Here is a 24,873-nt window from a genome sequence, read left to right on the forward strand (position 1 = left end):
AAAAAAGGGGAGCACATGCCCCCCCGAGGTTTAAAACGGTATATCGAGGCTGTTAACTCAGCCTTCGATCTCGATCAGAATCTCGCCCGGGTTCACCCGGTCGCCCTTGGCCACGTGGATGGCGGTGACTTTGCCGGCGATGGCCGATTGGACTTCGGTTTCCATCTTCATCGCTTCGGTGATCAGCACGGCCTGGCCGGCTTTCACGGTGTCGCCTTCCTTGACCAGCACATCGACGATGTTGCCCGGCATGGTGGTGCTGACGTGACCCGGTGCAGTGGCTTGCTTGCGCTTGCTGCTGCCACCGCTGACGAACTCGTTGAGTGGTTCGAACACCACTTCTTCCGGCATGCCGTCGATGGACAGGTAGAAGTGGCGCTTGCCTTCCGACTTGACGCCGACACCGGTGATGTCGACGCGGTAGGTCTCGCCGTGAACGTCGATGACGAACTCGGTCGGCACGCCTTCGCCGCCGGCCGACGCCACGCCGCCCGCTTCCGGAATCGGCAACAGCACTTCTGGCGTGAGGGTGCCGGCTGCGCGTTCTTCGAGGAACTTGCGGCCGATGTCCGGAAACATGGCGTAGGTCAGCACGTCTTCTTCAGACTTGGCCACGGCGCCAATTTCGGCACGCAACTTGGTCATCTCCGGCTTGAGCAGATCGGCCGGACGCACGTCGATCACTTCTTCGCTGCCGATTGCCTGACGACGCAGCTTTTCGTTCACGGTGCCCGGCGCTTTGCCGTAGCCGCCTTGCAGGTAGAGCTTCACTTCGTTGGTGATGGTCTTGTAGCGCTCGCCGGCCAGCACGTTGAAAAACGCCTGAGTACCGACGATTTGCGAGGTCGGGGTCACCAGCGGCGGGAAACCGAGGTCTTCACGAACGCGCGGGATTTCCGCAAGCACTTCCGCCATGCGATTCAGGGCGCCCTGCTCTTTCAACTGGTTGGCCAGGTTGGAGATCATCCCGCCCGGTACCTGGTTGACTTGAACGCGGGTGTCGACGGCGGTGAATTCGCTTTCGAACTGGTGGTACTTCTTGCGCACGGCGTAGAAGTACAAGCCGATTTCCTGCAACAGCTCCAGGTTCAGGCCGGTATCGAACTCGCTGCCTTTAAGGGCGGCGACCATCGATTCGGTGCCCGGATGGCTGGTGCCCCAAGCGAAGCTGGAGATCGCGGTGTCGATATGGTCGGCGCCGTTTTCGATGCCCTTGAGTTGGCACATCGCAGCCAAACCAGCAGTGTCGTGGGAATGGATGAACACCGGCAGCGACTGCTCGGCTTTCAGTGCCTTGACCAGCTCACCCGTAGCGTACGGGGTCAGCAGACCGGCCATGTCTTTGATCGCCACCGAGTCGCAACCCATGGCTTCCATTTGCTTGGCCTGCGCCACGAAAGCCTCGATGGTGTGCACCGGGCTGGTGGTGTAGGCGATGGTGCCCTGGGCGTGTTTGCCAGCTGCCTTCACTGCTTCGATGGCCACGCGCAGGTTACGCACGTCGTTCATCGCGTCGAAGATGCGGAACACGTCGATGCCGTTGACCGCGGCCTTGGCGACGAAGGCTTTGACCACGTCGTCGCTATAATGGCGATAACCGAGCAGGTTCTGGCCACGCAGGAGCATTTGCAGACGGGTATTAGGCAACGCCGCGCGCAGTTGGCGCAGACGCTCCCACGGGTCTTCTTTCAGGAAGCGTACGCAGGCGTCGAAGGTCGCGCCGCCCCAGCACTCCAGCGACCAGTAGCCGACTTTGTCGAGCTTGTCGCAGATCGGCAGCATGTCTTCGGTGCGCATGCGGGTGGCGAGCAGCGATTGGTGGGCGTCGCGCAGGATTGTGTCGGTAACGTGGATTTTCTTAGTCATTGGAATATTCCTCACAGGCCTGCGTGGGCGGCGATGGCGGCGGCGATGGCCAGGGCCAGCTCTTCGGGTTTGCGCTTGATCGAGTAGTTGGTCAGTTCAGGGTGGCTTTCAACGAAGCTGGTGTTGAACTGGCCGCTACGGAATTCCGGGTTACGGAGGATTTCCTGGTAATACGCGGCGGTGGTCTTGACCCCTTGCAGACGCATGTCGTCCAGAGCTCGCAAGCCACGGTCCATCGCTTCTTCCCAAGTCAGCGCCCAGACCACCAGTTTCAGGCACATGGAATCGTAGAACGGCGGAATGGTGTAGCCGGTGTAGATCGCTGTATCGGTGCGCACGCCGGGACCGCCAGGCGCGTAGTAACGGGTGATCTTGCCGAAGCTCGGCAGGAAGTTGTTTTTCGGGTCTTCGGCGTTAATCCGGAACTGCAGCGCGAAACCGCGGTGCTGGATGTCTTCCTGTTTCACCGAAAGCGGCAGGCCGGAGGCGATGCGGATCTGCTCGCGAACGATGTCGATGCCGGTAATTTCTTCGGTGATGGTGTGTTCCACCTGCACCCGGGTGTTCATCTCCATGAAGTACACCTCGCCCTCGGCGAGCAGGAACTCCACGGTGCCGGCGTTCTCGTAGCCCACGGCCTTGGCTGCGCGCACCGACAGGTCGCCGATATAGGCGCGCTGTTCCGGGGTCAGTTGTGGGCTCGGAGCGATCTCGATCAGCTTCTGGTTGCGACGCTGGATCGAGCAGTCACGCTCGAACAGGTGCACTACGTTGCCAAAGCTGTCGCCGAGAATCTGCGCTTCGATGTGCTTCGGATTGACGATGCATTTTTCCAGGAACACTTCCGCCGAACCGAAAGCCTTGGTGGCTTCGGAAATCACTCGTGGAAAGGCTTGTTCGAGTTCTTCGCGGCTGTTGCAGCGACGAATGCCGCGGCCGCCACCACCGGATGTGGCCTTGAGCATCACCGGGTAACCGATGCGGTCACCTTCGGTCAGGGCTTCTTCGATGCCCGACACGTTGCCTTCGGTGCCTGGGGTGACCGGTACGCCGGCCTTGATCATGCTGCGGCGCGCTTCGGTCTTGTCGCCCATGCGGCGAATCACTTCAGCCGATGGACCAATGAATTTGATACCGCGTTCGGCGCAGATGTCCGCCAGCTCGGCATTTTCCGAAAGGAAGCCGTAGCCAGGGTGCAATGCATCGCAACCGGTTTCCACCGCCAGATTCACCAGCTTGCGCGGGTTCAGATAGCCGGCCAGTGGTTCAGCACCGATGCTGTGGGCCTCGTCCGCACGCTTCACATGCAAGGCATGGCGGTCGGCGTCGGAATAGATCGCGACCGAGCGAATGCCCATTTCCGCGCAGGCACGCACGATTCGTACGGCAATCTCACCACGGTTGGCGATCAGGATCTTTTTTATCACTTGGAGGTTCCCTTGAGCCGGTGGTACCCACGACCTGTCACACCAGGTCGACGCGTGACCAAATGTTTCAATTCAGTCGCAGCTCCACACTAGCTCTCGCAAGGGATTAACAAAAATGAATAATAATTGGGTTACACATAAGCAAAGACTTATAGTTGAGGCATCAGCCTCCGCTCAGGATCTCTAGAAAATGCGTAAGTCATTGATGCGTATGACATTGCGTCAATTGCAGATCTTCAATGAGGTGTGCGATTTAAGGTCCTACAGCCGCGCTGCCGACGAAATGTCTCTCACACAACCTGCCGTGAGCCTACAGATTCGTCAACTCGAAGAGCTGATCGGACAACCGTTGTTCGATTATGTCGGCAAAAAACTCTACATGACCGAGGCGGCCGAAGCACTGCAGCGCGCCAGCCGGGATATTTTCGGGCGCCTGGAAAACCTCGATATGCAGCTATCGGACATGCAAGGCTCATTGCAGGGTCAGCTGAAACTGGCGGTGGAATCCAGCGCCAAGTATTTCGTACCGCATCTGTTTGCCGCCTTCAAGCGCCAGCACCCGGAAGTAAACCTGCACCTGACAGTGGTCAATCGTGGCCAGGTTATTCGGCGACTGTCGGACAACCGTGATGACTTGGTGATCATGTCGATGGTCCCACAAGACATGGGGCTGGAGTTTCTGCCGTTCCTCAACAACCCGATTGTAGCCGTGGCGCCGCCGGATCATCCGCTGTGCCACATGGGGCCGTTGCGCTTGCAGGATCTGGAACCCTACACGCTGCTGTTGCGCGAACCCGGTTCCGGTACGCGATTGGCGTGCGAAGAGTATTTCAAAGAGAAGCGCGTGCATTTCACCCAGACCCAGGAGGTCGCCTCGGCCGAAGCTCAGCGTGAATGCGTATTGGCGGGTCTGGGCCTGGCGCTATTGACGCGCCACGCCCTGAACCTTGAGTTGGCGACCGGCGCCCTGATTGAGCTGCCGGTCGAAGAGCTGCCGCTGCTGCGTAGCTGGTGCCTGGTGCAGGCCAAGGCCAAACGGCTGTCGCCGGTGGCCCACGCATTCCTTGCGTTTATCCGCAGCGAACGGACGCAGATCAGCGCGTTGGTTGGGCGTTTCGACGGGAAGCTACCGGTGCTGCCTGCCAATAGTTGAGTTCGAGGTCTTCAGGAAAATCGCCAATTTCGGCCAGTAGCTGGCGGCGTTCGCAGCGATCTTCGATGGCGCGGCGAAATTCCATGCGGCGCTGATCTTCTTGCTGACGACGGGTCTTGACGGCGCTGTTGCGTTCTTCGTAGGGCTGAGCCATTTCGAGTCTCCCAAGGCGAGTACGGGAGTTACAAGATAGGTGCGAGGGATGACGGTTTGGCGGCGGGAGGGTTACAGAGGTGTGAACATTGGCAGATGACAGGGTGTTTTTGAGGACGCCTTCGCGGGCAAGCCCGCGAAAAGGTCGGAACGACCTTCCGGCAATATCAGATCGAGCTCAATCGTCGAGGGCTTTTACTGACTTGGGCGACAGCCGCAAGCTGCGAAGGCTGCGTTTGACGCTTTTCAGGTGATTGACCAGGCTCGGACCGCGGGCCATGGCCACACCCATCGCCAGCACATCGATCACCACCAGGTGCGCAATGCGCGACGTCAGCGGCGTATAGATTTCGGTGTCTTCGTGCACATCGATCGCCAGATTGACGGTCGACAGCTCGGCCAACGGCGTCTGGCTCGGGCACAACGTGATCAACGAAGCGCCACTCTCGCGCACCAGATTGGCGGTGATCAACAGATCCTTGGAACGCCCCGACTGGGAAATGCAGATCGCCACGTCGCTCGGTTTCAGGGTAACCGCCGACATCGCCTGCATGTGCGGGTCGGAATACGCCGCTGCAGTCAGCAGCAAACGGAAGAACTTGTGCTGGGCATCCGCCGCCACTGCGCCCGAAGCACCGAATCCATAGAACTCGACACGCTGGGCCTGAGACATGAGCGACACCGCCCTCTGCAACTCCACCGGATCGAGTTTCTCGCGAACTTCCATCAGGGTGTGCAGGGTGGTGTCGAAGATTTTCAGGCTGTAATCGGCGACCGAATCGTCTTCATGGATCGCGAATTGCCCGAAGCTCGCGCCAGCCGCCAGGCTTTGCGCCAGTTTCAGCTTCAAATCCTGAAACCCGGAGCAACCGATGGCGCGGCAAAACCGCACGATGGTCGGCTCGCTGATGCCCACGCTGTGGGCCAGGTCGGCCATGGAACTGTGCATCACCGCCGCAGGATCAAGCAGCACGTGGTCGGCGACCTTGAGCTCCGACTTGCGTAACAGGTGGCGTGACTGGGCGATGTGTTGCAGCAGATTCAAGGGGCTGGACTCTTTGTTATTGGCAGGTGCCGGGGATGTAGCACGCTTGTAGTTATACTACATGAATCGGCTTTTTGCCTGCTCAATGCGTAACTCAATGTCCCCATTTCATGCATGATGGGCTTCATGTAGCCCTCTCGGTCCGTGTAGCAGCTGGCGAAGCCTGCGTTCGGCTGCGAAGCAGTGGTGAAGATGAATACGGTTTAACAGGAAAAATCCGGTTTCGCAGGTTTTACGACTGCTACGCAGCCGAACGCAGCCTTCGGCAGCTGCTACAAAGGGTTGGCGTCGCGACGTAAAAGCTCGGCCAGGTCGGCGGCCTCGACCGGACGGCTGACCCAATAGCCCTGTACTTCATCGCAGCGCTCGGCTTTCAGAAACTCCAACTGCTCCGGTCGCTCGACGCCTTCAGCCACCACTTTCAGCGACAGGCCATGCGCCATCGCGATAATCGCCCGGGTGATCGCCGCATCTTCACTGCTCTCCCCCAGCCCACGGATAAATGCCTGATCGATTTTCACGTAGTCCACGGGGATGCGCTTGAGGTAGTTCAGAGACGAATAGCCAGTGCCAAAATCGTCGATCGCCAGCTTCACCCCAAGGTCGCGCAACTGCTGGAAGGTCGCAATGATGTGCTCGACGCTGTCCAGCAACTGGCTTTCGGTGAGTTCCAGTTCCAGGTAGTGCGGCGCCAGACCGGTTTCCTCCAGCACCTGGCGCACCAGGCTGACCAGTTTTCCCTGACGCAGTTGATGCACCGACAGGTTGACCGACACCCGAATCGGCTCCAGTCCCTGACGCTGCCACTCACAAGCTTGCCAACAGGCCTGGCGCAAAACGAACTCGCCGATAGCACCGATCAACCCGGTTTCCTCGGCCAGACCGATGAAATCCCCCGGCGGTACCTGGCCCAGGGTCGGATGATTCCAGCGTACCAACGCCTCGGCGGCATTCAGCCGGCCGGTGGCGAGGCAGAGTTTCGGTTGATAAAACACTTTCAGCTGCTTTTCTTCGATGGCTTTGCGCAATTGGTTCTCGAGCTGCAAACGCTCGAGCGTGCTGGCTTGCAGGCTGTCTGTATAGAACTGGAAGTTGTTGCCGCCCAAGTGTTTGGCATGCTGCATGGCCATGTTCGACTGGCTGACCAGCGCAGAAATCTCCCGCGCGGTGTCCGGCAAGAGGCTGATGCCCATGGATGCGCTCATCACCAGTTCATGCCCCTGGACGGTGATCGGCAAACGCAGTTTGGTCGACAATCGGGTCGCCACACGCGCCAGGCTCGACAGGTTGCCGTAGGCGTCGAACAGCACCGCAAATTCATCGCCGGACAACCGGGCGATGGTGTCCGCTTCCGGCAGCGCATTGACCAGCCGCCGGGACATTTTCTGTAACAGCTGATCGGCAATTTCATGGCCGAGGCTATCGTTGAGCAGTTTGAAGCGATCCAGATTGATGTGCAGTAATGCCAGACTGCGCCGACCGCCCTGGCGCACCCGCTGATGAGCCTCACGCAGCCGTTCGTGGAACAACGAACGGTTGGCCAATCCCGTGAGTTCGTCGTAATGCGTGAGGTAGCGCATGCGCTCTTCGGATTCACGCCGAGCAGACAGATCGGCGAAGAAGCCGACAATATGGCTCACATTTCCCCGTGAATCGCGCACGGCATTCAATTGCAGCCATTGCGGATACAACTCGCCATTCTTGCGGGTCTCGACCAACTCGCCCTGCCAACTACCGTGCTGCTCCAGCGCCTGACGAATCGCTGCGTAATGCCGGCGGGCGTCGCGGCTGCAAGGCAAATCGACCACGTTGCGCCCAAGCATGTCGTCGATTTCATAGCCAGTCACCCGACTGAAAGCCTGATTGACCGCGATCAGCGCGTAATTCGGGTCGAAAATCACAATGCCTTCGCTGGCCGCCTCGAACACTGTCGCCGCCAGTTGGCGCTGTTCTTCCAGGCCCTTGCTGGCGCTGATATCGCGGCGGGTGCCGACCATGCGGATCACCCGGCCGTTCTCGGCGCGCTCCACCGCTCGACCACGATCCTCGATCCAGACCCAATGGCCATCGCCATGCCGTACCCGATACTCGATCTGGTAATCCTCGCTGCGGCCCTTCAAATGCTCGACCAGCGCCCGCTTCAGCGATGGCAAGTCGTCGGGGTGCAGCCTGGGCTTGAGGTGGCGGAGCATCGCTGTCACGTATTCCGGCTCCAGCCCGAACAGCTCCTGGAGTTGGGTGTGATGGACTTCGTCTGTCTGCAGGTTCCAGTCCCACAACCCGAGCTCGCTCGCCTTCAATGCCAGCGCCAGCCGCGCTTCGCTCTTGCTCAAGGCCTGGTTGGCGGCGTCCAGCTCCAGACTGCGTTGGGCGACTCGATTCTCGAGGTCGACCTGAGTTTCGCGCAATTCGTCTTCGGCTCGTCGGCGCTGGTCGACTTCCTTGCCCAGCTCTTGGTTGAGCTGATCGCTGCGACTTTGCGCCTGCTGCAAGTGCTCGATCAGGGCCTGATTTTGAAAGCGCCGCAGCAGCCCTTGGTTGATCAGCCGATTGACCTGCCAGGCGACCACGCTCAACGAACCCAGCAAAATCAGCCCAAACCAACCCCAGCCCTGTTCCTGCTCGTCCCCGCCCCAGAACAGATAGCCGATGGCCGGCAACAGACAGGGCAAGGTAAAGGACAGAAAAGCCGGCAAGCTGACAGCATAAGCGACACTGGCCGAGAGCGCCGCGGCGCCGATCAGGCCGAACACCCAGGCTTGCTGCATGAAATTGTCAGCGGGCACCAACGCGATACCGGCACCGGCCAGGGTCAGGCCAGTCATCGCAGAGCCGAGCATGAACATGCGACGCCAGACCGGATGGGCCTGACGGTTGGGGATCGCCGAATCGAAGGCCGCGACCTGAATCACCCGCAACGCCACCAGCGACAATAACCAAATCAACCAGACGCTGACCACAAAGTAACGCTGCGGGCTCCAGAGCAAGCCGGCGCACACCAGACCGTTGATCAGCATGAACAGCGTGGGCAACAGCGAGCCTTGGTACAGCAGGCGCGTGCGTTCGACCGCCATCTCCATGGCGTACTGTTTGCGGATAACCCGAGGCTCCACAGAGGGGCCCGACAGGTCGGAGCTGAGGGTCATAGGCAATGTTCTTGTTCTTATAGTTGAGCATGAGAGCCCGAATTGTGAACGGAGCATACACAAGCAAATGACCGGACCAAACAGTCCAAGGTCATAAAACAGACGAAAGTTTGAGCCGCCCGCCCCGGTCCAAAAGCGGCCAGACGCGCACCGCCCACGCTTGCAGCCGGTGACCGACCGGTCGTCATCGGTATTTCTTTCATCGGCTAATGCAAAGCTCGGTTTGCCCGGTGTGACGCCGCACCCTAGAATGCCCTGATGCGCGATGATCTCTCCCTTCTGCTGAACTCCCTCAACGATGCCCAACGTCAGGCCGTAGCTGCCTCCGTGGGTCGTCAGTTGGTCCTGGCCGGTGCTGGTTCCGGTAAAACCCGAGTGCTGGTGCACCGTATCGCCTGGTTGATCCAGGTCGAAAACGCCTCGCCCCACTCCATTCTGTCGGTGACCTTCACCAACAAGGCCGCTGCCGAGATGCGTCATCGCATCGAGCAGCTGATGGGTATCAACCCGGCCGGCATGTGGGTCGGCACCTTCCACGGCCTGGCGCACCGCTTGCTGCGGGCGCACTGGCAGGAAGCCGGCCTGAGCCAGACCTTCCAGATTCTCGACAGCGACGACCAGCAACGACTGGTCAAGCGGGTGATCCGCGAGCTGGGCCTGGACGAGCAACGCTGGCCGGTCCGACAGGCCCAGTGGTTTATCAACGGGCAGAAAGACGAAGGTCTGCGTCCGCAACATATTCAAGCCAGCGGCGATCTGTTCCTGGCAACCATGCGCAGCATTTATGAAGCCTATGAGGCCGCGTGCCTGCGCGCCGGCGTCATCGACTTCTCTGAACTGCTGCTGCGCGCCCTCGATCTGTGGCGCGATAACCCGGGCCTGCTCGCCCATTATCAGAAGCGCTTCCGGCACATTCTGGTGGACGAGTTCCAGGACACCAACGCCGTGCAGTACGCCTGGTTGCGTCTGCTGGCCAAGGGTGGCGACAGCCTGATGGTGGTTGGCGACGACGATCAGTCGATCTACGGCTGGCGTGGCGCGAAAATCGAGAACATTTATCAGTATTCGGACGACTTCCCGGATGCCCAGATTATTCGCCTGGAGCAAAACTACCGCTCCACAGCCGGGATCCTCAAAGCCGCCAACGCCCTGATCGCCAACAATACCGGGCGCATGGGCAAAGAGCTGTGGACCGATGGCGGCGAAGGCGAAGCGATCAATCTGTACGCCGCCTTCAACGAACACGATGAAGCACGCTACGTGGTTGAAACCATCGAAAGCGCGCTGAAAACAGGCTTGGCCCGCAGCGATATCGCGATTTTGTACCGCTCCAACGCCCAATCGCGCGTTTTGGAAGAAGCCTTGCTCCGTGAGCGCATTCCGTACCGCATTTATGGCGGCCAGCGCTTCTTCGAACGGGCAGAAATCAAGAACGCCATGGCGTACATGCGTTTGCTGGAAGGCCGTGGCAACGATGCGGCGCTAGAGCGGGTGATCAACGTTCCGGCCCGTGGCATTGGCGAAAAAACCGTCGAAGCCATCCGCGATCATGCGCGCCACAGCCATGTGTCAATGTGGGAAGCCATGCGTCAGCTGGTGGCCAACAAAGGCCTGACTGGCCGTGCTGCCGGCGCCCTGGGGGCGTTTATGGAGCTGATCGACGACCTCGCCGCCAAGTGCCTGGAAATGCCGCTTCACTTGATGACCCAAACCGTGATCGAGCAATCGGGGTTGATTGCTTACCACCAGGCGGAAAAAGGCGAGAAAGGCCAGGCCCGGGTAGAAAACCTTGAGGAACTGGTCAGCGCCGCGCGCAACTTCGAAAATCCGGAAGAGGATGAAGAGCAGTCGCCACTGTCAGCGTTCCTCGGTCACGCCTCACTGGAGGCCGGAGACACCCAGGCCGATGAGCACGAAGACAGCATTCAGTTGATGACCCTGCACAGCGCCAAGGGCCTGGAATTCCCTTACGTGTTCCTGGTGGGCATGGAAGAGGGCCTGTTTCCGCACAAGATGAGCCTGGAAGAACCCGGCCGTCTTGAAGAGGAACGCCGTCTGGCCTACGTCGGTATCACCCGGGCGATGCAGAACCTGGTGCTGACCTATGCTGAAACCCGACGCCTGTACGGCAGCGAGACCTACAACAAAGTGTCGCGTTTCGTACGTGAAGTGCCGAAAGGCCTGATCCAGGAAGTGCGGCTGTCCAACAGCGTCAGCCGTCCGTTCGGTGGTGGCCAGCAGCAGAGCTCCAGCAGCCTGTTCGGCGGCAGCGAGATCCCGGACACCGGGTTCAGCCTCGGCCAGACCGTGCGGCATTCGGTGTTTGGCGATGGTGTGATCCTGAATTTCGAAGGCGCTGGCGCTCAGGCGCGGGTACAGGTGAACTTCAGCGAAGGCAGCAAGTGGTTGATGCTGGGTTACGCCAAGCTGGAAGCGGTATAAAGACAACCAAGAGCCTTTTGTGGGAGCCCTGACTCCTACAGAACTTATCCACTCGTCCTACAGACCAAAGTTAACAGGCCTTATTGCGCTGACTGAAGCTGAACACAACCTGTCAGGCAAAAGCCCGAAACACTCTGCCGCTAGCCAGTAACACTTCAGCTGTGCAACATGGCGCGCGTGCCTTCCACAAATGGGAATTCCCTTTATGAAACGTTTTCTTAGCATCGCCATGGCGTTGTGCATTGGCCTGACGATGAGCCTCGACGCCAATGCCGCCAAGCGCTTTGGTGGTGGCAAGAGCTCCGGCGCTGCGCCGACTCACCAGACCAGCCAAATGGCTCCTTCTTCTGCTGCAGGCGGCGCTGCTGCCACTGCGGGCGCGGCCGGTGCTGCTGGCGCCGCTACCAAGGCCAGCGGTGCTTCGCGCTGGCTCGGCCCCCTGGCCGGTATCGCGGCTGGTGGCCTGCTGGCCTCCATGTTCATGGGCGATGGCTTCCAGGGCATGCAGATCTTCGACATCCTGATCATGGCGGTCATTGCCTTCCTGGTCTTCCGTTTCATCGCCGCTCGTCGTCGCAAGCAGCAGGAGCACATGGCTCCAGCCGGCGCGCCGATGCAGCGTGAAGTCTTCGAACAGAAACCAACAGCCATGGGTTCGATCTTCGGCGGCTCGGCCGCACCTGCTGCCGCTCGTCCGGTGATCAACGCGCCAGCCTGGTTCAATGAAAACAACTTCATTGAAGCGGCCCGCAACCACTTCCAGTCCCTGCAACAACACTGGGACGCCAACGAAATGGACAAGATCGCCGAGTTCGTGACTCCACAACTGCTGGAGTTCCTCAAGCGCGAACGTGCCGACCTGGGCGACGGCTTCCAGTCGACCTACATCGATAACCTCCAGGTACAACTGGATGGCGTTGATGACCGTGCGGACAAGACCATCGCCACCCTGACCTTCAGCGGCGTGTCGAAGTCCTCGCGCTTCGACCAGGGCGAAGTGTTCAGCGAAAGCTGGAACATGGAACGTCTACAGGGCGAAAACCAGCCTTGGCTGGTGGCCGGTATCCGCCAGAACGGCTGATCACTTCCCGCGTTTCACCTGTTGTAATAAAACCCCGGCCTCGGCCGGGGTTTTCTATTTCGCGGTTGCATCTATAGCGAGCTACTGTATAAACCGCCCCAACTAAACCGCGCCATCAAGCAAGAGGATCCCGGACGTGGAAGAAATCATCGAACAACTGCGTGAAGCCAACGAACCGGTACCGGTCCCCTTGGAGTTACCCGACGAAGATCAGATTGTGGAAATCGAAGAACAACTGTTCATCGACATCCCGTTCGTCTTCAGAGAATTTTTGCTGACCGTCAGCGATGTGGTCTACGGCAGCCTGGAGCCGGTGACTGTCACCGACCCGCAGTCCCACACCTACCTGCCGGACGTTGCCGCCAACGCCTGGGATGCTGGCGTCGATCGCAGCATGATTCCGATCTGCCAGGACGGTGACAATTACTACCTGGTCGAAGAAGACGGCACCGTGGTGCTGTGGCTGGCCGAGGAAGAATTGCTTGCCGAAGAAACCTGGGAATCGGTCTGGCACTGGGCGCGGGACGTCTGGCTGGAAAGCTGATCCGTCCTGATGCATTGCGTGGTCAATGCCCGGACGAGTCCTTGTGATTGTCCAGCGTTTCCAGTAAGGCCACCTGCATCCGCGTATGCACGCGAATGAACCAGCGCCAGAGCAGCGCCGCCACCGCGGCCGCGACTATGACGATCAGCACCAGCAACTTGTTGGTCGGCAGAATACTGGCCGACAAGGCTGCCAGCAGCAGGAAAATCACTAACAGCGAGAGTATCGGGATCACTTCGGCGATCACCCGACGCACTCGCTGCGTGTGGCGGCCAGCCATTTCCGGCTTCACGCCCATCTCTGCCAGCAACATCGACAGTGCCTTGAGCTTGCGATAGGCGGCGATCAGGAACGGCAGCGACAACAGCAACGCCCCGCCCCAGATCAATGCTTTCTGCCAGCTCGGATCGCTGATCCAGTCCTGCAGGTAAACGGACATGCGCTCGGCGAAGAACGCGCCTGAGAGAAAGATCGCAGTCACCAACGCCAGATTGACCCCTACCTGCAATAGAATCCGCCGAATCATCGACGCCAACAGTGCGCCCTCGCCCTGAGGCTGAATGCTGCGCAGCCATTCGCCATACATCCCCAGCACACGACCCAGACGCTGCGGCATCACCGCAGCAAGCTTGATCGACAGCGGATCGGCCGCGCGAATCAGATACGGCGTCAACAGCGTGGTGATCACCGAGACGGCCACCGCCACTGGATAAAGGAAGTTGCTGGTGACCTGCAGCGTCATGCCCAGCGCCGCGATGATGAAGGAGAATTCGCCAATCTGTGAAAGCCCCATCCCCACGCGCAGTGAGGTGCGTCCGTCATTACCGGCGATAAAGGCACCGAGGCCGCAGGACAACATCTTGCCCAGCACCACAGCCACGGTGATCACCGCGATCGGCCAGGCGTATTGCAGCAGGATCGTCGGGTCGAGCATCAGGCCGATGGCGACGAAGAAAATCGCACTGAACAAGTCGCGAACCGGCTCGATCAACTGCTCGATTTTCAGCAGTTGCCGCGATTCGGCCATGATCGCGCCGATCAGGAACGCGCCGAGGACCATGCTGTATTCAAGTTTGACCACTAGCAGACAGAAGCCGAAACACAGGCCCAGCACGGTGATCAGCAACATCTCGTTGCTCTCGAATTTAGCCACGTAAGCCAGCAGTCGCGGCACCAGCAAAATGCCAATAACCAGTGCGACAATCATAAACAGTGAAAGCTTTCCGACCGTGGAAAACACTTCGCCGGAACTGACCGTGCCGCTGACCGCGATGCTCGACAGCAACGCGATGATGCCGATGCCGAGGATGTCTTCGACGATCAGTACGCCGAAGATCAGCTGCGCAAAACGCTCATTCTTCATCTTCAGGTCGTTGAGCGCCTTAACGATGATGGTGGTCGAGGAAATCGCCAGGATCGCACCGAGGAACAGCGAATCCATGGTATTCCACTCGAACCAGCGGCCGATTTCATAGCCGATCCAGATCATCAGGACGATTTCCAGGAACGCTGCGATGAACGCTGTGGCGCCGACCTTGAACAGCTTGCGCAGGCTGAACTCCAGGCCCAGGCAGAACATCAGGAAAATCACCCCGAGCTCGGCGAGGGTTTTAATGGTTGCTTCGTCGTGGATCAGGCTGAACGGCGGCGTGTGCGGGCCGATGATGAAGCCGGCGACGATGTAGCCAAGCACCACCGGTTGTTTGAGACGATGAAAGAGCACGGTCACCACCCCTGCGATCAACATGATCACTGCCAGATCCTGAATGAAACTGATGGCGTGCATGGTGTGTGGCTCCTTGGGGTGGGCTTTTGAAGGGTAACATCGCGACTTCCGGCGGGAAGAGGGTGCAATATATGGAAACAGATCGATTCGGGCGTGACGGCGGCCCCCCGCCCGGCGTCCCGATAACTGTTGGTTTGAAAATCAAGCACCCACAGAGGTGTAACCCTGAAATCCTGCCTTGAACCCGTGAGTACGTTATGGAACCCGGAAACGCCCAGCTGTCGATGACGGTATTGATGACCCCCGACATGGCCAACTTCTCTGGCAATGTCCACGGCGGCACCCTGCTCAAATACCTCGATGAAGTGGCCTACGCTTGCGCCAGCCGGTACGCCGGCCGCTATGTAGTGACCCTGTCGGTGGATCAGGTGATTTTCCGCGAACCGATTCACGTCGGTGAACTGGTGACCTTTCTGGCCTCGGTCAACTACACCGGCAACACCTCGATGGAGGTGGGCATCAAGGTCGTGACCGAGAACATCCGCGAGCGCTCGGTGCGTCACACCAACAGCTGCTTCTTCACCATGGTCGCGGTGGATGACCAGCGCAAACCGGCCGCAGTCCCGCCGCTGCAACCGCAGAACAGTGAAGACAAGCGTCGTTACATGCAGGCCCAGCAGCGTCGGCAGATTCGTCAGGAACTGGAAAAGCGTTATCAGGACATCAAGGGCGACGCCTGAGCTGTTCAGTCAGTTTGACGGTGGTCATTGAATCGTCTTCGCGAGCAAGCCCGCTCCCACAATAGATTTTCAGCGCACACAATTTTCGTGTACGACAGAGAACTCGTGTGGGAGCGGGTTTGCTCGCGAATGGGGTCGACGCGAAGCTCAGAGGCTGATCGCTGTCGCCTCGAACCGCACCCGCGGATGGGCGATCCGGTCCTGCGCCCGCACCAGTTCCAGCTCATAGCTGGCGCAAGCCTGGGTTTCCAGCAGCACTTCATGCACCGCCGCCGCGGTGAATTCGAAGGCGCTCACCAGATTGTCACCCTGCAGCACACGCGCCAGGAACAACCCGGCAGTCAGATCGCCAACGCCCACCGGCTGACGCGGAAACGCCAGCAGCGGCCGACGCAGGTGCCAGCTGCCTTCAGTGGTCACCAGCAACATCTCGAAGCCCTCCGCCGGTTTGCCGGGATAGTCCAGATGCTTGACCAGCACCGCCTTCGGGCCGCGCGCCAACAGCGCGCGAGCCATCGCCAGGCAATCGAACAACGACTGCGCCTTGTGCCCCGAGAAACTGTTCAGCTCCAACTGGTTCGGGCACATGAAGTCGGCCATTGCCGCCGCCTCTTCCAGCAGAAAATCGCTGACCTCAGCTGGGACGGTGCAGCCCTTCTCCGGATGACCCATCACCGGGTCGCAGAGGTACAGCGCTTTGGGATTGATCGATTTGATTCGTTCCACGCCCGCGAGTATCGCCCGGCCCTGAGCCGCGCTGCCGAGGTAGCCAGACAACACGGCGTCGCAATTACCCAGCTCGCCGATCGCCGCGATTCCTTCTACCAATTCCGGAATCTGATGCGGGGCCAGCACCTCTCCGGCCCACTGGCCATATTGCGTGTGGTTGGAGAACTGCACGGTATTGAGCGGCCACACGTTCACCCCGACCCGCTGCATCGGGAAAACCGCGGCGCTGTTGCCAGCGTGGCCGAACACCACGTGGGACTGGATGGCGAGCACATGGGGCGTACGTTTCATGCGGTGAGTTTTCCGTCAAACGATTGAAATTCAAGCCGCGCAGTATGCGACTAAACGCAGCCTGTACGACAGACCGGCGACACAGTTAAGCTGGCACTATCTTGTTGGAGCACCCTGTTGATGCTGACCCTCGGAAATATCTTTGTGCTGATGCTGCTCGCCACCGGTGGCGCGTGGTTGTGGCACAACCACGGCTTGCGCGAACGCGCGCTGGAGCGGGTCATACAGCATTGCGCCAAGCTGCGAATCGAGCTACTGGACGGCAACGTAGCCTTGAAGAAGATCGCCTTTATTAAAGACGCCAATGGCCGTCGGCGCCTGGCCCGTGTGTATAACTTCGAATTCACCGTGACTGGCGAGACCCGCCATACCGGCACCATCATCCAGTTCGGCGCCCATAGCGCACAGATCGAGCTCGCGCCCTACCCGATGCCGTTCGACGACACACCGCCGGTGGTTGATATCGCGAAGCCCAGAGCCGAGGTGATTGAATTGAGTCAGTGGCGGCAAGAGCACACCAAGTGGCGTCCTTGAGTCGGGTGTCAGTCTGTTAAAACCAATCGCGGGCAAGCTCGCTCCCACAAGGTTCACACTGCACCTGTGGGAGCGGGCTTGCCCGCGATGAGGCCTTCAAAAACCGCACAAAAACTCGCTAATTTGCCTAGGTGCGGCACCTCGCCAAACCTTCCTGCAGTTCTTGGACAGCCTGCAGCTCACTGAAAATCAACTCGATACGCGAATCCCGACGCCATTCGCTGGCTTGCCAATCCAGTACCGAGTTATCCACCGCATTCGCCGACACCCACCCCTCAACACTGTGGATAACCAGCTTCGCCCGCCGCCATTCAAGGCGCTCAAGCCACTCCCCGATCAATACGGAGTCGAATACCTGACTCGGATGCCACCGCCATCCAACGCTCCAGCCACCCTCCTGCGCCTGACTCAAGCAAATCGGCAACGTCGAATCGGTCCAGATGGCCGGCATCTGCGCCAATCCCTTGGGCACGACAAGGTTATCCACACCCCCGACAGCCTGAGCCCCGAGCCCCGGCAACTCACTCAACGGCAAGACCGCTTGCTGCGTCCAGTACAAGGGGCGCACCGGCAACTGTGCGGCGATTCGCTGGCGATCACTGTCGTCGAGGTCTTCGGCCTTGTTCAGCAACAGCAACCCGGCACTGTTCAAGGCTTGCTGTTGCGCCTCAGGCAGCGGTTTTCCCGCCGCGAGCGCTTGCGCGTCCAAAACCAGCACGCACGGCTGCACCGCCAGGACGCCTTGCCACGGGGGCTCACTCAATTGGCTGAGCAATTGCGCCGGATGTCCTAGCCCCGAGGGTTCAATGAACAGTCGATCCGGTCGTGCCTTGCGCAGCAATCGCCCGAGGCCGATCTGAAACGGTGCACCATTGACGCAACACAAACAGCCCCCGGCCACTTCCCCCAGTGCGATACCATCGGCGTCCTGGGTCAACAGCGCGGCATCCAGGCCGATCTGGCCGAACTCGTTGATCAGCACCGCCCAGCGCTCACCCGCGGGCCGTTGCGCCAGCAGGTGCTTGATCAGGCTGGTCTTGCCGGCCCCCAACGGGCCGGCAATGACGTGGGTGGGAATGTTGTGCAACATTGTCGAGGTTTTCTGAGGAGGTAAAGAATGCGGTTGATGGGATGGTCGTTGCTTCTGGCGCTCACATCGGGCGACGCGCTGGCCCAGGCCTGCGTGGTGCACAGCACGGCTGAGCGGCTCGACGTGAAGGTTTGTCAGCAAAACCGCAACATCCCGGAAAAACTGTTCGCCGACGGATTCTGCCAGCCGAATCTGCCGGGGCAGAAAGTCGAGGTGCAGTACGTCGATCAATGCCCTACTGGCGCGTTCGGGGTGTGCAGCAACGCTCAAGTCGCCAATATGCCTTACCGGCAGGATATTCACTATTACGGCGTGGCCACCGATGCGGCGTATTTGAAGCCGTTTTGCGAAGCCCAGAGCCAGGGAACCTGGCTCAAACCTTGAGCCACTAACTCAGCCAGTCCAGGGTCAGAATCAAACGACGCTCGCCCGGCGCCGGCTGCGGCGAGCGGTGGATCAAACCGAAGCCTTCGTTGCCGTGCCACTTCTCCCCTTTAAGCAGCGCCACTTCGCCACTGGTGATCTGCTGAATCAGCGAATCGTCCTGCGGTTCGGCCTCAGGTTTGCCTAATTGCCGACGATCCATCGCCCCTTCTTTCAGCCACTGGCTGCCGATACCTGCATAGGTGGTGATCAACCGCACCGGCACATGATCGACGTGGAAACGCGGGCACATGGCTTTATCCAGAACCCGCAGGCGTAGGCCGATACGCTGGGCGCCCAACAAGCAGGCGAAAGCGCTGACCAGCCAGGAAACATCAGCGATAAAGCCTTCGTAGCCCTCAAGGTCACTGAAGCCTGAGGCTAAACCGTGGAGATTGGGTTCGGCGTCATCGCTGGGCATTTCCAGGGACAGCGACTCAGCCAGCGGCTCGTTCAGGGACAACAACAAACGACCGAAATCGGCAATGTGTGCCGGGAGTTGGCGTTGCCAGAGGGCGAGGTTCACGCCGTCGTCCAGAATCCCGGTCAGCGCTTTTGGCGTATCACCTTGAACCTGGCGAATGACCGGTCGCAGCTTCAGACTGGGCGCCAGCATCAAGCAGCCGCCTCTTCATGCCAAGGACCAAACGGATCGGGCAATAACTGCCAGCCCTCGACACCCAAGGCCATTTCAGCATCCGTCAGCAGGCAGTTATCTAGCTCGACGGTGAGTTGCGCGAAGTCGATGTTTTGGCCGATGAACACCAGTTCCTGGCGGCAGTCGCCGGTGGTGGTCGTCCAGTTTTCCATGATCCCGGCGGTGCTTTCTTCATCTTGCGGCCACTGGTTTTTCGGCACGAAACGCCACCAGCGTCCGGCAAAACCGTGACGCATCAAGCCGCCGGCCTGGGACCAGCTACCAGCGTCCCGGTGTTTGCTGGCCAGCCAGAAATAGCCCTTGGAACGCAGTAGTTTGCCGTTCACCCACGGACGATCGATAAAGTTGAAGAAGCGTTGCGGATGAAACGGTCGCCGTGCCCGATAAGCCGTGGAGGCGATACCGTATTCCTCGGTTTCCGGCACGTGTTCACCGCGCAGTTCCTGTAACCATCCCGGCGCCTGAGCGGCCTTTTCGAAGTCGAAGCGACCAGTGTTGAGAATCTTCTTGAGCGGTACTTCGCCCATGACCATCGGAATGATTTCAGCCTGGGAATTGAGCCGTTCGAGGATCGCGATCAACTCCTGGCGCTCGCTACTGCTGATCAAATCGATCTTGCTGATTAGAATCACGTCGGCGAATTCGATCTGCTCGATCAACAGGTCGGTGATCGAGCGTTCGTCCTCCTCTCCCAGGGTTTCGCCACGGGACGCAAGGCTTTCGGCGGCCTGATAGTCGAGCAGGAAGTTCATGCCGTCGACCACGGTGACCATAGTGTCGAGCCGCGCGATGTCCGCCAGGCTCTGCCCTTCTTCATCGCGAAACGTGAAGGTTTCCGCCACGGGCAGCGGCTCGGAAATGCCCGTGGACTCGATCAGCAGATAATCGAAACGACCATCCTTGGCGAGTTTGCTGACTTCTTCGAGCAAGTCTTCTCGCAAGGTGCAGCAGATGCAGCCGTTACTCATTTCCACGAGTTTTTCTTCGGCACGGTTCAGGCTGACATCGCGTTGGACTTCGCTGCCATCGATATTGATTTCACTCATGTCGTTGACGATCACTGCGACCCGCAAATTATCGCGATTACGTAGTACGTAATTAAGAAGTGTACTTTTTCCGGCGCCGAGAAAGCCCGACAGGACGGTCACAGGGAGACGATTGGGCATCAGGTATTCCTCATCAGGATGTGGCCGGTCAAATCGCCCGTTGATGGCGTTCGCGCAGCTCTTCACGTTCTTTGGCTTCAATGCACAGAGTGGCGGTGGGTCGCAGCAGCAGGCGCTTGAGGCCGATCGGTTCACCGGTTTCGCGGCACCAGCCGTACTCGCCGCGAGCCAGGTGTTCGAGGGCTTCGTCGATCTTGTCCAGGAGCTTCTTTTCCCGCTCCAGCAGGCGCAGTTGCCACTGGCGCTGTTCTTCGGCGCTGCCGATGTCGGCGGGATCGCTGTGGGGTTCCTGCTCACGCAACGCGTCGAACTCGCCGGCAATGCGCTCCTGCAGCTCGCTGCGCTGAGCCAGTAGCAGCTCGCGAAAGAAGCCTTGCTGGGCGTCGCTCATGTAAGCGGCGGCGGGTTGAGCGAGGAGTTCTTGTTCAGTCATGGCGATGGATCATCAGAGCGGGTGTATTTTTATGTTATAGTATAACAATACAATTAAGCCACTCCCCTCTTGCTCGCCACTACAAAGGGCACGATGCTTTAACCCGTCCGCCCCTTTGAGAAATGCCATGGGAAACGCCCTGAAATTCTCGCTGTTGAGCCTTTCGCTGCTGATCGCGGTCGATGCCTGGGGACAAATTCCGAGCCTGGCCAACTGCACCCGTAGCGCCAATCTGCTGGCCTGCGTAGATCCCGACGGCAATGCCTACAGCGTTAACACCGTCGGTAGCACGATCTATCTGCGCGGCTTCGAAGTGGCCGGCAAACGCTATTGGGCGCAAACCAACAGCCGCTATGGGCAACTGACGTTCTTCACGGGCATCGCGTCCGATGGCGAAGCCTGGGTCGGCTACAACCGCCGGGTTGGCTGGACAACCATCAATCGGTTTTCCAGCTCCGGCGGCAGCAGCGGCAAGTTCACGTGTAGCCGGATGACCGGCTGCTAGGCCTGCGCCTTTTTCTGTTCCTGCTGCCAGGCGATATAGCTGTTCATCGGTGGGTTCTTCTGAAAATAGCGCTGCAAACCTTCGAATAAACCATCCGCCACGGCTTGCTGATGGCGGGCAGTCACCAGTCGCTGGCTGTCGCGGGCGTTCGAGATAAAGCCGGTTTCCACCAGAATCGACGGCACATCCGGCGACTTCAACACAGCGAATCCTGCTTGTTCCACGCGCTTCTGATGCAGCGTGGTGATGCCCGCCAGGCTGCCGAGCACCGTGCTGCCCAGCTGCAAACTGGCGGCGATGGTGGCGTTCATCGACATGTCGAGAATTACCCCGGCGAGCATCGGATCCTTGTCCTTGAGATTGAGCAGGCTGGTGGCGCCCAGCAGGTCTGCACCGTTCTCCCGTTGCGCCATGAAGCGCGCCGTGGCCGAGGTCGCGCCACCTTCGGACAGGCAGTACACCGACGCACCTGAAGCGGTCAGACGCGGCGCTGCATCGGCATGAACCGAGATGAACATGTCGGCCTTGTGCTTGCGGGCAATCTCCACGCGCTTGCGCAGCGGGACGAAGAAGTCGTCGTTGCGCACCAGTTTCACGTCGAAGCCCTTCTCGCGCTTCAGTCGCTTGGCCAGCAATTGGGCGATCGACAGCACCACGTCTTTTTCCCGCTCGCCTTTGGCACCGACCGCGCCCGGGTCTTTGCCGCCGTGACCAGGGTCGACCACCACGATGATGTCGCGCTTGGGGTGAGCCTTGTCGGTGACGGGTTCAGGTTTTTCCGACGGCACCGCCGCGATATGCAGCGGCGCAGCGCTCTTCAGATCGAGCACCAATCGGTGCCCCTGCCCGTCCTGGGGCGGCAGCAGGAAACTGTTGAGCTGCACCGGGCCGCTGAGGTCGAGGACGATCCGCGTATCGCCCTGGCCGAAATGTCCGGAGCGAATTGAGCGAATCACCGTGTTGCTGAGTGCCAACTGACTGAAGTCGCCACTGTGATTGGCGCCACTCAGATCGATGATCAGCCGCTCCGGAGCGCTCAGGGAAAACGTCTTGTATTGCACCGGCCCGCTCAGATCGAACACCAGTCGCAGCTTGTCGTCCGAACGCCACAGTCGTGTATTGCGAATTTGCGTGGCCGATGCCCCAAAAGGTAACGCGAAGGCCGCGCTGGCCAGAATCAGGTTGAGCAAGTGACGTCTGTGCATGATGAAAGCTCGTTCACGAAAAAGGCATCGTCGATTTGATTGTTATAATATAACATGCCAAATCAACTCCCACGATGGACCTGCTCATGAACGCGCTGACTCTGCCGGATATCGCCGCGCAGGCCTCACGCCAAGCCCTGCCACTCGATTGGGTGGGCATGTGCGGCATTGCTCTTCCTGTTTTATTCGATGGCCAGCGACTGAGCGCAAAGGTCGACGCTGGCGTTAGCCTCGACGATGGAGAGGCGCGCGGCATCCATATGTCGCGGCTGTATCTGGCGTTGGAAATGCTTGAGCAGGAAAACCTTTCGCCCGCGTTATTGCGGCGAGTCTTGCAGAGTTTTCTTGAGACCCATGAAGGGCTTTCCCATAACGCTTACCTGAAAATTCACACCGAACTATTGCTCAAAAGACCTGCGCTTATCAGTCCGCTAGCCGGTTGGAAAACTTATCCGGTGAGCATCGAAGCCAGTTTGAAAAACACGATGTTCCACGTGGAACTAAAAATCGACGTTCCTTATTCCTCAACCTGCCCGTGCTCAGCAGCACTTTCGCGGCAGTTGATTCAGCAACAATTCGTTGATGACTTTGCCAACAAGTCGCTGCAACACGCCGACGTTCTGGCTTGGCTCGGCTCCACGAAAGGAATCGTCGCCACGCCGCATAGCCAACGCAGCAATGCGCAATTGCAGCTGCGACTGGACGACTATCTGGATGACCTGCCGCTGATCGCCACGATCAACGATGCCGAAGCAGCCCTCGGCACTGCCGTGCAAACCGCCGTGAAACGCGCCGACGAACAAGCCTTCGCCCTCGCCAACGGCCAGAACCTGATGTTCTGCGAAGACGCCGCCCGACGCTTGAACCTGGCCCTGAAACGCTCACCGGGCATCAACGCCTTTCACGTGCGAGTCGTTCACGCCGAAAGTCTTCACGCCCACGATGCTGTCGCCGAAAGTCGCTGGAATTGGGAGGTCGCATGATCCAATGCCAAGCGTTGCGCTGGGGTGCACCCGGTCAACCGCTCACTCCGTCGATGGATTTCCAGTTACCCAAAGGAAGTCTGACCGCCGTCATCGGTGCCAACGGATCGGGTAAAAGCAGTCTGCTGAAAGTCATCGCCGGTCTGCAAAAGCCATTGACCGGCAAAGTCATCATTGATGTTCCACGCAAAGGCGGCCTTTCGTTCCTGCCTCAGCAACAACACCTGGACCGGCAATTCCCCATCAGTCTGCAAGAGTTGGTGGCCGCGGGTTTCTGGGGCAACAAGCAAGCTCCGGAAATTCGCAGCCAGCGCCTCAAGTCTGCGCTGGAAGACTGGTGCCTGACCGGCCTGGAACATCGCCCCTTGATGGCCCTCTCCGGAGGCGAATTGCAGCGTGCCCTGCTCGCCCGGTTGAGTCTCGCCGAAGCGCCTTTGTTGTTGCTCGACGAACCCCACGCCGCGCTCGACGAACTCGGCCAGGCGCTGCTCTGGAAACACATCCACGCTTGGCATGCCGAAGGCCGAACCTTGGTCGTTGTGTGTCATGACTTGGCCGCCGTGCGCCAACACATCCCACATGCCCTATTGATCAAAAGCAGCGGCTGCGTCCTCGGTCTCAGTACCGATCTGATTCGCCAACAGCCCCAGACGCAGGTGGCTTGATGATCGCTGCCGCTCAGCTTTGGCAACCGTTCCACGAATTCGTATTCATGCGCCGGGCGTTGCTTGGTGGTCTCGTTCTGGCATGCAGCACCGCTCCGCTTGGGGTGTTTCTGATCCTGCGGCGCATGAGCCTGATCGGCGACGCGGTGGCTCACGGCATCTTGCCCGGTGCCGCATTGGGCTTCTGGTTTGCCGGGTTGAGTCTGCCCGCGTTGACCATCGGTGGCCTCGGCGCTGGCCTGAGCATGGCCGGACTGGCCGCCTGGATCACCCGGCGCACCGGCCTGCGGGAAGACGCGAGCCTGGCCGCGATCTACCCGATATCGCTGGCCAGCGGCGTGCTGATCCTCGGCATCGCCGGCAAGCGTCTGGACCTGTTGCACCTTCTGTTTGGCTCCGCACTGGCGGTCGACGGGCCGACTTTGACCGGCATGATTTGGGTTTCAGGCTTCAGCCTGATCGCCATGGCCCTCATCTACAAACCCCTGTTGCTGGACACCCTCGACCCGCTCTTTCTGCAAACCGTTAGCCGCCTCGGGCCTCTGGCTCACGGGGTATTTCTGACGTTGGTGGTGCTGAACCTGGTGATCGGTTTCCAGGCAATCGGCGCGTTGATGGTGGTCGGTTTGATGATGTTGCCGGCCGCGGCTTCTCGCTTCTGGAGCCGCCGCTTGCCGGTACTGATCGCGATCGCCGCGCTGCTCGGCTGCCTTTCGGTCTGGCTTGGTTTACTGCTGTCGTTCTACTACTCGCTGCCCAGCGGCCCGGCGATCGTGCTGGTGGCTGGCGCTTTATATCTGCTGTCCGTGGTGTTCGGTCCGGTGCACGGTTTGCTACGCCGCCCGCCTTTGCTCACATCCCAATGAGG

At 59.6% G+C, this 24,873-nt stretch carries 23 protein-coding genes; 11 read left to right on the top strand and 12 right to left on the bottom strand.

Going from position 1 to position 24,873, the window contains the following annotated elements; genetic code table 11:
* Positions 1 to 57 precede the first annotated feature (57 nt).
* Both oadA and PSH88_RS30000 read right to left on the bottom strand, forming a co-directional pair.
* A complete protein-coding gene (gene oadA, locus PSH88_RS29995) occupies positions 58 to 1,866 on the bottom strand; it encodes a sodium-extruding oxaloacetate decarboxylase subunit alpha (RefSeq protein ID WP_305424344.1) in 1,809 nt (602 codons plus the stop codon).
* A gap of 11 nt (positions 1,867 to 1,877) precedes the next feature.
* Positions 1,878 to 3,293, bottom strand: a complete 1,416-nt coding sequence (locus tag PSH88_RS30000; protein ID WP_007896523.1) for an acetyl-CoA carboxylase biotin carboxylase subunit — start codon at positions 3,291 to 3,293, stop codon at positions 1,878 to 1,880.
* Positions 3,294 to 3,483: 190 nt separating this feature from the next.
* Here PSH88_RS30000 and PSH88_RS30005 point away from each other — a divergent pair, with 190 nt between their 5' ends.
* Positions 3,484 to 4,446 carry a LysR family transcriptional regulator gene (locus PSH88_RS30005; protein ID WP_305424345.1) on the top strand — a complete coding sequence of 321 codons (963 nt, stop codon included), beginning with the start codon at positions 3,484 to 3,486 and terminating at the stop codon, positions 4,444 to 4,446.
* Here the strand turns inward: PSH88_RS30005 and PSH88_RS30010 are convergent.
* From PSH88_RS30010 to PSH88_RS30020, 3 genes are all read right to left on the bottom strand, one after another.
* Positions 4,388 to 4,600, bottom strand: a complete 213-nt coding sequence (locus tag PSH88_RS30010) for a PA3496 family putative envelope integrity protein (RefSeq protein ID WP_123357127.1) — start codon at positions 4,598 to 4,600, stop codon at positions 4,388 to 4,390. The two genes, PSH88_RS30005 and PSH88_RS30010, sit on opposite strands and share 59 nt — an antisense overlap.
* Before the next feature lie 177 nt (positions 4,601 to 4,777).
* Complete coding sequence (gene hexR, locus PSH88_RS30015; RefSeq protein ID WP_007896526.1) at positions 4,778 to 5,644, bottom strand: transcriptional regulator HexR; 867 nt, start codon at positions 5,642 to 5,644, stop codon at positions 4,778 to 4,780.
* 272 nt (positions 5,645 to 5,916) lie between these two features.
* A complete protein-coding gene (locus PSH88_RS30020; RefSeq protein WP_305424346.1) occupies positions 5,917 to 8,790 on the bottom strand; it encodes an EAL domain-containing protein in 2,874 nt (957 codons plus the stop codon).
* A 258-nt stretch (positions 8,791 to 9,048) separates the two neighbouring features.
* On the opposite strand from PSH88_RS30020, the gene uvrD reads away from it, so the two are divergent.
* The 3 genes from uvrD to PSH88_RS30035 all read left to right on the top strand — a co-directional run bounded on the left by uvrD (position 9,049) and on the right by PSH88_RS30035 (position 12,857).
* The gene (gene uvrD, locus PSH88_RS30025; RefSeq protein ID WP_305424347.1) at positions 9,049 to 11,232 is read left to right on the top strand and encodes a DNA helicase II; all 2,184 of its coding nucleotides are present in this window, start codon (positions 9,049 to 9,051) and stop codon (positions 11,230 to 11,232) included.
* A 205-nt stretch (positions 11,233 to 11,437) separates the two neighbouring features.
* Positions 11,438 to 12,313, top strand: coding sequence for a Tim44 domain-containing protein (locus PSH88_RS30030; protein WP_305424348.1), 876 nt, complete (start codon positions 11,438 to 11,440; stop codon positions 12,311 to 12,313).
* Positions 12,314 to 12,449: 136 nt separating this feature from the next.
* Positions 12,450 to 12,857 carry an SMI1/KNR4 family protein gene (locus PSH88_RS30035; protein ID WP_008073570.1) on the top strand — a complete coding sequence of 136 codons (408 nt, stop codon included), beginning with the start codon at positions 12,450 to 12,452 and terminating at the stop codon, positions 12,855 to 12,857.
* 22 nt (positions 12,858 to 12,879) lie between these two features.
* On the opposite strand, the gene PSH88_RS30040 is transcribed toward PSH88_RS30035, so the two are convergent.
* Entirely contained in the window at positions 12,880 to 14,643 is a 1,764-nt protein-coding gene (locus PSH88_RS30040; protein ID WP_305483437.1) for a cation:proton antiporter, read from the bottom strand.
* Positions 14,644 to 14,840: 197 nt separating this feature from the next.
* On the opposite strand from PSH88_RS30040, the gene PSH88_RS30045 reads away from it, so the two are divergent.
* Positions 14,841 to 15,323, top strand: a complete 483-nt coding sequence (locus PSH88_RS30045) for an acyl-CoA thioesterase (protein WP_007896533.1) — start codon at positions 14,841 to 14,843, stop codon at positions 15,321 to 15,323.
* A gap of 147 nt (positions 15,324 to 15,470) precedes the next feature.
* Here PSH88_RS30045 and pdxY read toward each other — a convergent pair whose 3' ends face one another.
* Complete coding sequence (gene pdxY, locus PSH88_RS30050) at positions 15,471 to 16,343, bottom strand: pyridoxal kinase PdxY (protein WP_305424350.1); 873 nt, start codon at positions 16,341 to 16,343, stop codon at positions 15,471 to 15,473.
* 120 nt (positions 16,344 to 16,463) lie between these two features.
* Here pdxY and PSH88_RS30055 point away from each other — a divergent pair, with 120 nt between their 5' ends.
* Positions 16,464 to 16,877, top strand: coding sequence for a DUF3301 domain-containing protein (locus PSH88_RS30055; RefSeq protein WP_305424351.1), 414 nt, complete (start codon positions 16,464 to 16,466; stop codon positions 16,875 to 16,877).
* A gap of 127 nt (positions 16,878 to 17,004) precedes the next feature.
* Here the strand turns inward: PSH88_RS30055 and PSH88_RS30060 are convergent, their stop codons facing one another.
* A complete protein-coding gene (locus tag PSH88_RS30060; RefSeq protein ID WP_305424352.1) occupies positions 17,005 to 17,967 on the bottom strand; it encodes a CobW family GTP-binding protein in 963 nt (320 codons plus the stop codon).
* A gap of 27 nt (positions 17,968 to 17,994) precedes the next feature.
* Here PSH88_RS30060 and PSH88_RS30065 point away from each other — a divergent pair, with 27 nt between their 5' ends.
* Entirely contained in the window at positions 17,995 to 18,351 is a 357-nt protein-coding gene (locus PSH88_RS30065) for a hypothetical protein (RefSeq protein WP_030132506.1), read from the top strand.
* Positions 18,352 to 18,355: 4 nt separating this feature from the next.
* On the opposite strand, the gene PSH88_RS30070 is transcribed toward PSH88_RS30065, so the two are convergent.
* From PSH88_RS30070 to dksA, 3 genes are read right to left on the bottom strand one after another with little or no spacing between them, the layout of a single operon-like run.
* Positions 18,356 to 19,006 (bottom strand): DUF1826 domain-containing protein, encoded by a 651-nt coding sequence (locus tag PSH88_RS30070; protein WP_305424353.1) that lies wholly within the window; start codon positions 19,004 to 19,006, stop codon positions 18,356 to 18,358.
* Positions 19,006 to 20,214 carry a zinc metallochaperone GTPase ZigA gene (gene zigA, locus PSH88_RS30075; RefSeq protein ID WP_305424354.1) on the bottom strand — a complete coding sequence of 403 codons (1,209 nt, stop codon included), beginning with the start codon at positions 20,212 to 20,214 and terminating at the stop codon, positions 19,006 to 19,008. Before zigA ends, PSH88_RS30070 begins: the two co-directional genes overlap by 1 nt.
* Before the next feature lie 28 nt (positions 20,215 to 20,242).
* Complete coding sequence (dksA, locus tag PSH88_RS30080; RefSeq protein ID WP_305424355.1) at positions 20,243 to 20,647, bottom strand: RNA polymerase-binding protein DksA; 405 nt, start codon at positions 20,645 to 20,647, stop codon at positions 20,243 to 20,245.
* A 127-nt stretch (positions 20,648 to 20,774) separates the two neighbouring features.
* On the opposite strand from dksA, the gene PSH88_RS30085 reads away from it, so the two are divergent.
* Positions 20,775 to 21,152: a glutamine synthetase gene (locus PSH88_RS30085; protein WP_305424356.1), complete on the top strand. Its 378-nt coding sequence runs from the start codon at positions 20,775 to 20,777 to the stop codon at positions 21,150 to 21,152.
* Here the strand turns inward: PSH88_RS30085 and PSH88_RS30090 are convergent.
* A complete protein-coding gene (locus PSH88_RS30090) occupies positions 21,149 to 22,357 on the bottom strand; it encodes an N-acetylmuramoyl-L-alanine amidase (RefSeq protein ID WP_305424357.1) in 1,209 nt (402 codons plus the stop codon). The genes PSH88_RS30085 and PSH88_RS30090 overlap by 4 nt on opposite strands.
* Positions 22,358 to 22,443: 86 nt before the next feature.
* Between PSH88_RS30090 and folE2 the strand changes: the two genes are divergently transcribed.
* From folE2 to PSH88_RS30105, 3 genes are read left to right on the top strand one after another with little or no spacing between them, the layout of a single operon-like run.
* Entirely contained in the window at positions 22,444 to 23,340 is an 897-nt protein-coding gene (folE2, locus tag PSH88_RS30095; protein ID WP_305424358.1) for a GTP cyclohydrolase FolE2, read from the top strand.
* Positions 23,337 to 24,005 carry a metal ABC transporter ATP-binding protein gene (locus PSH88_RS30100; protein WP_305424359.1) on the top strand — a complete coding sequence of 223 codons (669 nt, stop codon included), beginning with the start codon at positions 23,337 to 23,339 and terminating at the stop codon, positions 24,003 to 24,005. Before folE2 ends, PSH88_RS30100 begins: the two co-directional genes overlap by 4 nt.
* Entirely contained in the window at positions 24,005 to 24,871 is an 867-nt protein-coding gene (locus PSH88_RS30105; RefSeq protein ID WP_305424360.1) for a metal ABC transporter permease, read from the top strand. The genes PSH88_RS30100 and PSH88_RS30105 overlap by 1 nt, the downstream gene beginning before the upstream one ends.
* Positions 24,872 to 24,873: the final 2 nt, after the last annotated feature.

Source organism: Pseudomonas wuhanensis, assembly GCF_030687395.1.
In the GTDB taxonomy this organism is placed as follows: domain Bacteria; phylum Pseudomonadota; class Gammaproteobacteria; order Pseudomonadales; family Pseudomonadaceae; genus Aquipseudomonas; species Aquipseudomonas wuhanensis.

Coding starts and splice junctions, on each gene's coding strand:
- oadA (WP_305424344.1), bottom strand. CDS start 1,866: ATGACTAAGAAAATCCACGTTACCGACACAATCCTGCGCGACGCCCAC.
- PSH88_RS30005 (WP_305424345.1), top strand. CDS start 3,484: ATGCGTAAGTCATTGATGCGTATGACATTGCGTCAATTGCAGATCTTC.
- PSH88_RS30010 (WP_123357127.1), bottom strand. CDS start 4,600: ATGGCTCAGCCCTACGAAGAACGCAACAGCGCCGTCAAGACCCGTCGT.
- PSH88_RS30020 (WP_305424346.1), bottom strand. CDS start 8,790: ATGACCCTCAGCTCCGACCTGTCGGGCCCCTCTGTGGAGCCTCGGGTT.
- uvrD (WP_305424347.1), top strand. CDS start 9,049: ATGCGCGATGATCTCTCCCTTCTGCTGAACTCCCTCAACGATGCCCAA.
- PSH88_RS30030 (WP_305424348.1), top strand. CDS start 11,438: ATGAAACGTTTTCTTAGCATCGCCATGGCGTTGTGCATTGGCCTGACG.
- PSH88_RS30040 (WP_305483437.1), bottom strand. CDS start 14,643: ATGCACGCCATCAGTTTCATTCAGGATCTGGCAGTGATCATGTTGATC.
- PSH88_RS30045 (WP_007896533.1), top strand. CDS start 14,841: ATGGAACCCGGAAACGCCCAGCTGTCGATGACGGTATTGATGACCCCC.
- pdxY (WP_305424350.1), bottom strand. CDS start 16,343: ATGAAACGTACGCCCCATGTGCTCGCCATCCAGTCCCACGTGGTGTTC.
- PSH88_RS30055 (WP_305424351.1), top strand. CDS start 16,464: ATGCTGACCCTCGGAAATATCTTTGTGCTGATGCTGCTCGCCACCGGT.
- PSH88_RS30060 (WP_305424352.1), bottom strand. CDS start 17,967: ATGTTGCACAACATTCCCACCCACGTCATTGCCGGCCCGTTGGGGGCC.
- PSH88_RS30065 (WP_030132506.1), top strand. CDS start 17,995: ATGCGGTTGATGGGATGGTCGTTGCTTCTGGCGCTCACATCGGGCGAC.
- PSH88_RS30070 (WP_305424353.1), bottom strand. CDS start 19,006: ATGCTGGCGCCCAGTCTGAAGCTGCGACCGGTCATTCGCCAGGTTCAA.
- zigA (WP_305424354.1), bottom strand. CDS start 20,214: ATGCCCAATCGTCTCCCTGTGACCGTCCTGTCGGGCTTTCTCGGCGCC.
- dksA (WP_305424355.1), bottom strand. CDS start 20,647: ATGACTGAACAAGAACTCCTCGCTCAACCCGCCGCCGCTTACATGAGC.
- PSH88_RS30085 (WP_305424356.1), top strand. CDS start 20,775: ATGGGAAACGCCCTGAAATTCTCGCTGTTGAGCCTTTCGCTGCTGATC.
- PSH88_RS30090 (WP_305424357.1), bottom strand. CDS start 22,357: ATGCACAGACGTCACTTGCTCAACCTGATTCTGGCCAGCGCGGCCTTC.
- folE2 (WP_305424358.1), top strand. CDS start 22,444: ATGAACGCGCTGACTCTGCCGGATATCGCCGCGCAGGCCTCACGCCAA.
- PSH88_RS30100 (WP_305424359.1), top strand. CDS start 23,337: ATGATCCAATGCCAAGCGTTGCGCTGGGGTGCACCCGGTCAACCGCTC.
- PSH88_RS30105 (WP_305424360.1), top strand. CDS start 24,005: ATGATCGCTGCCGCTCAGCTTTGGCAACCGTTCCACGAATTCGTATTC.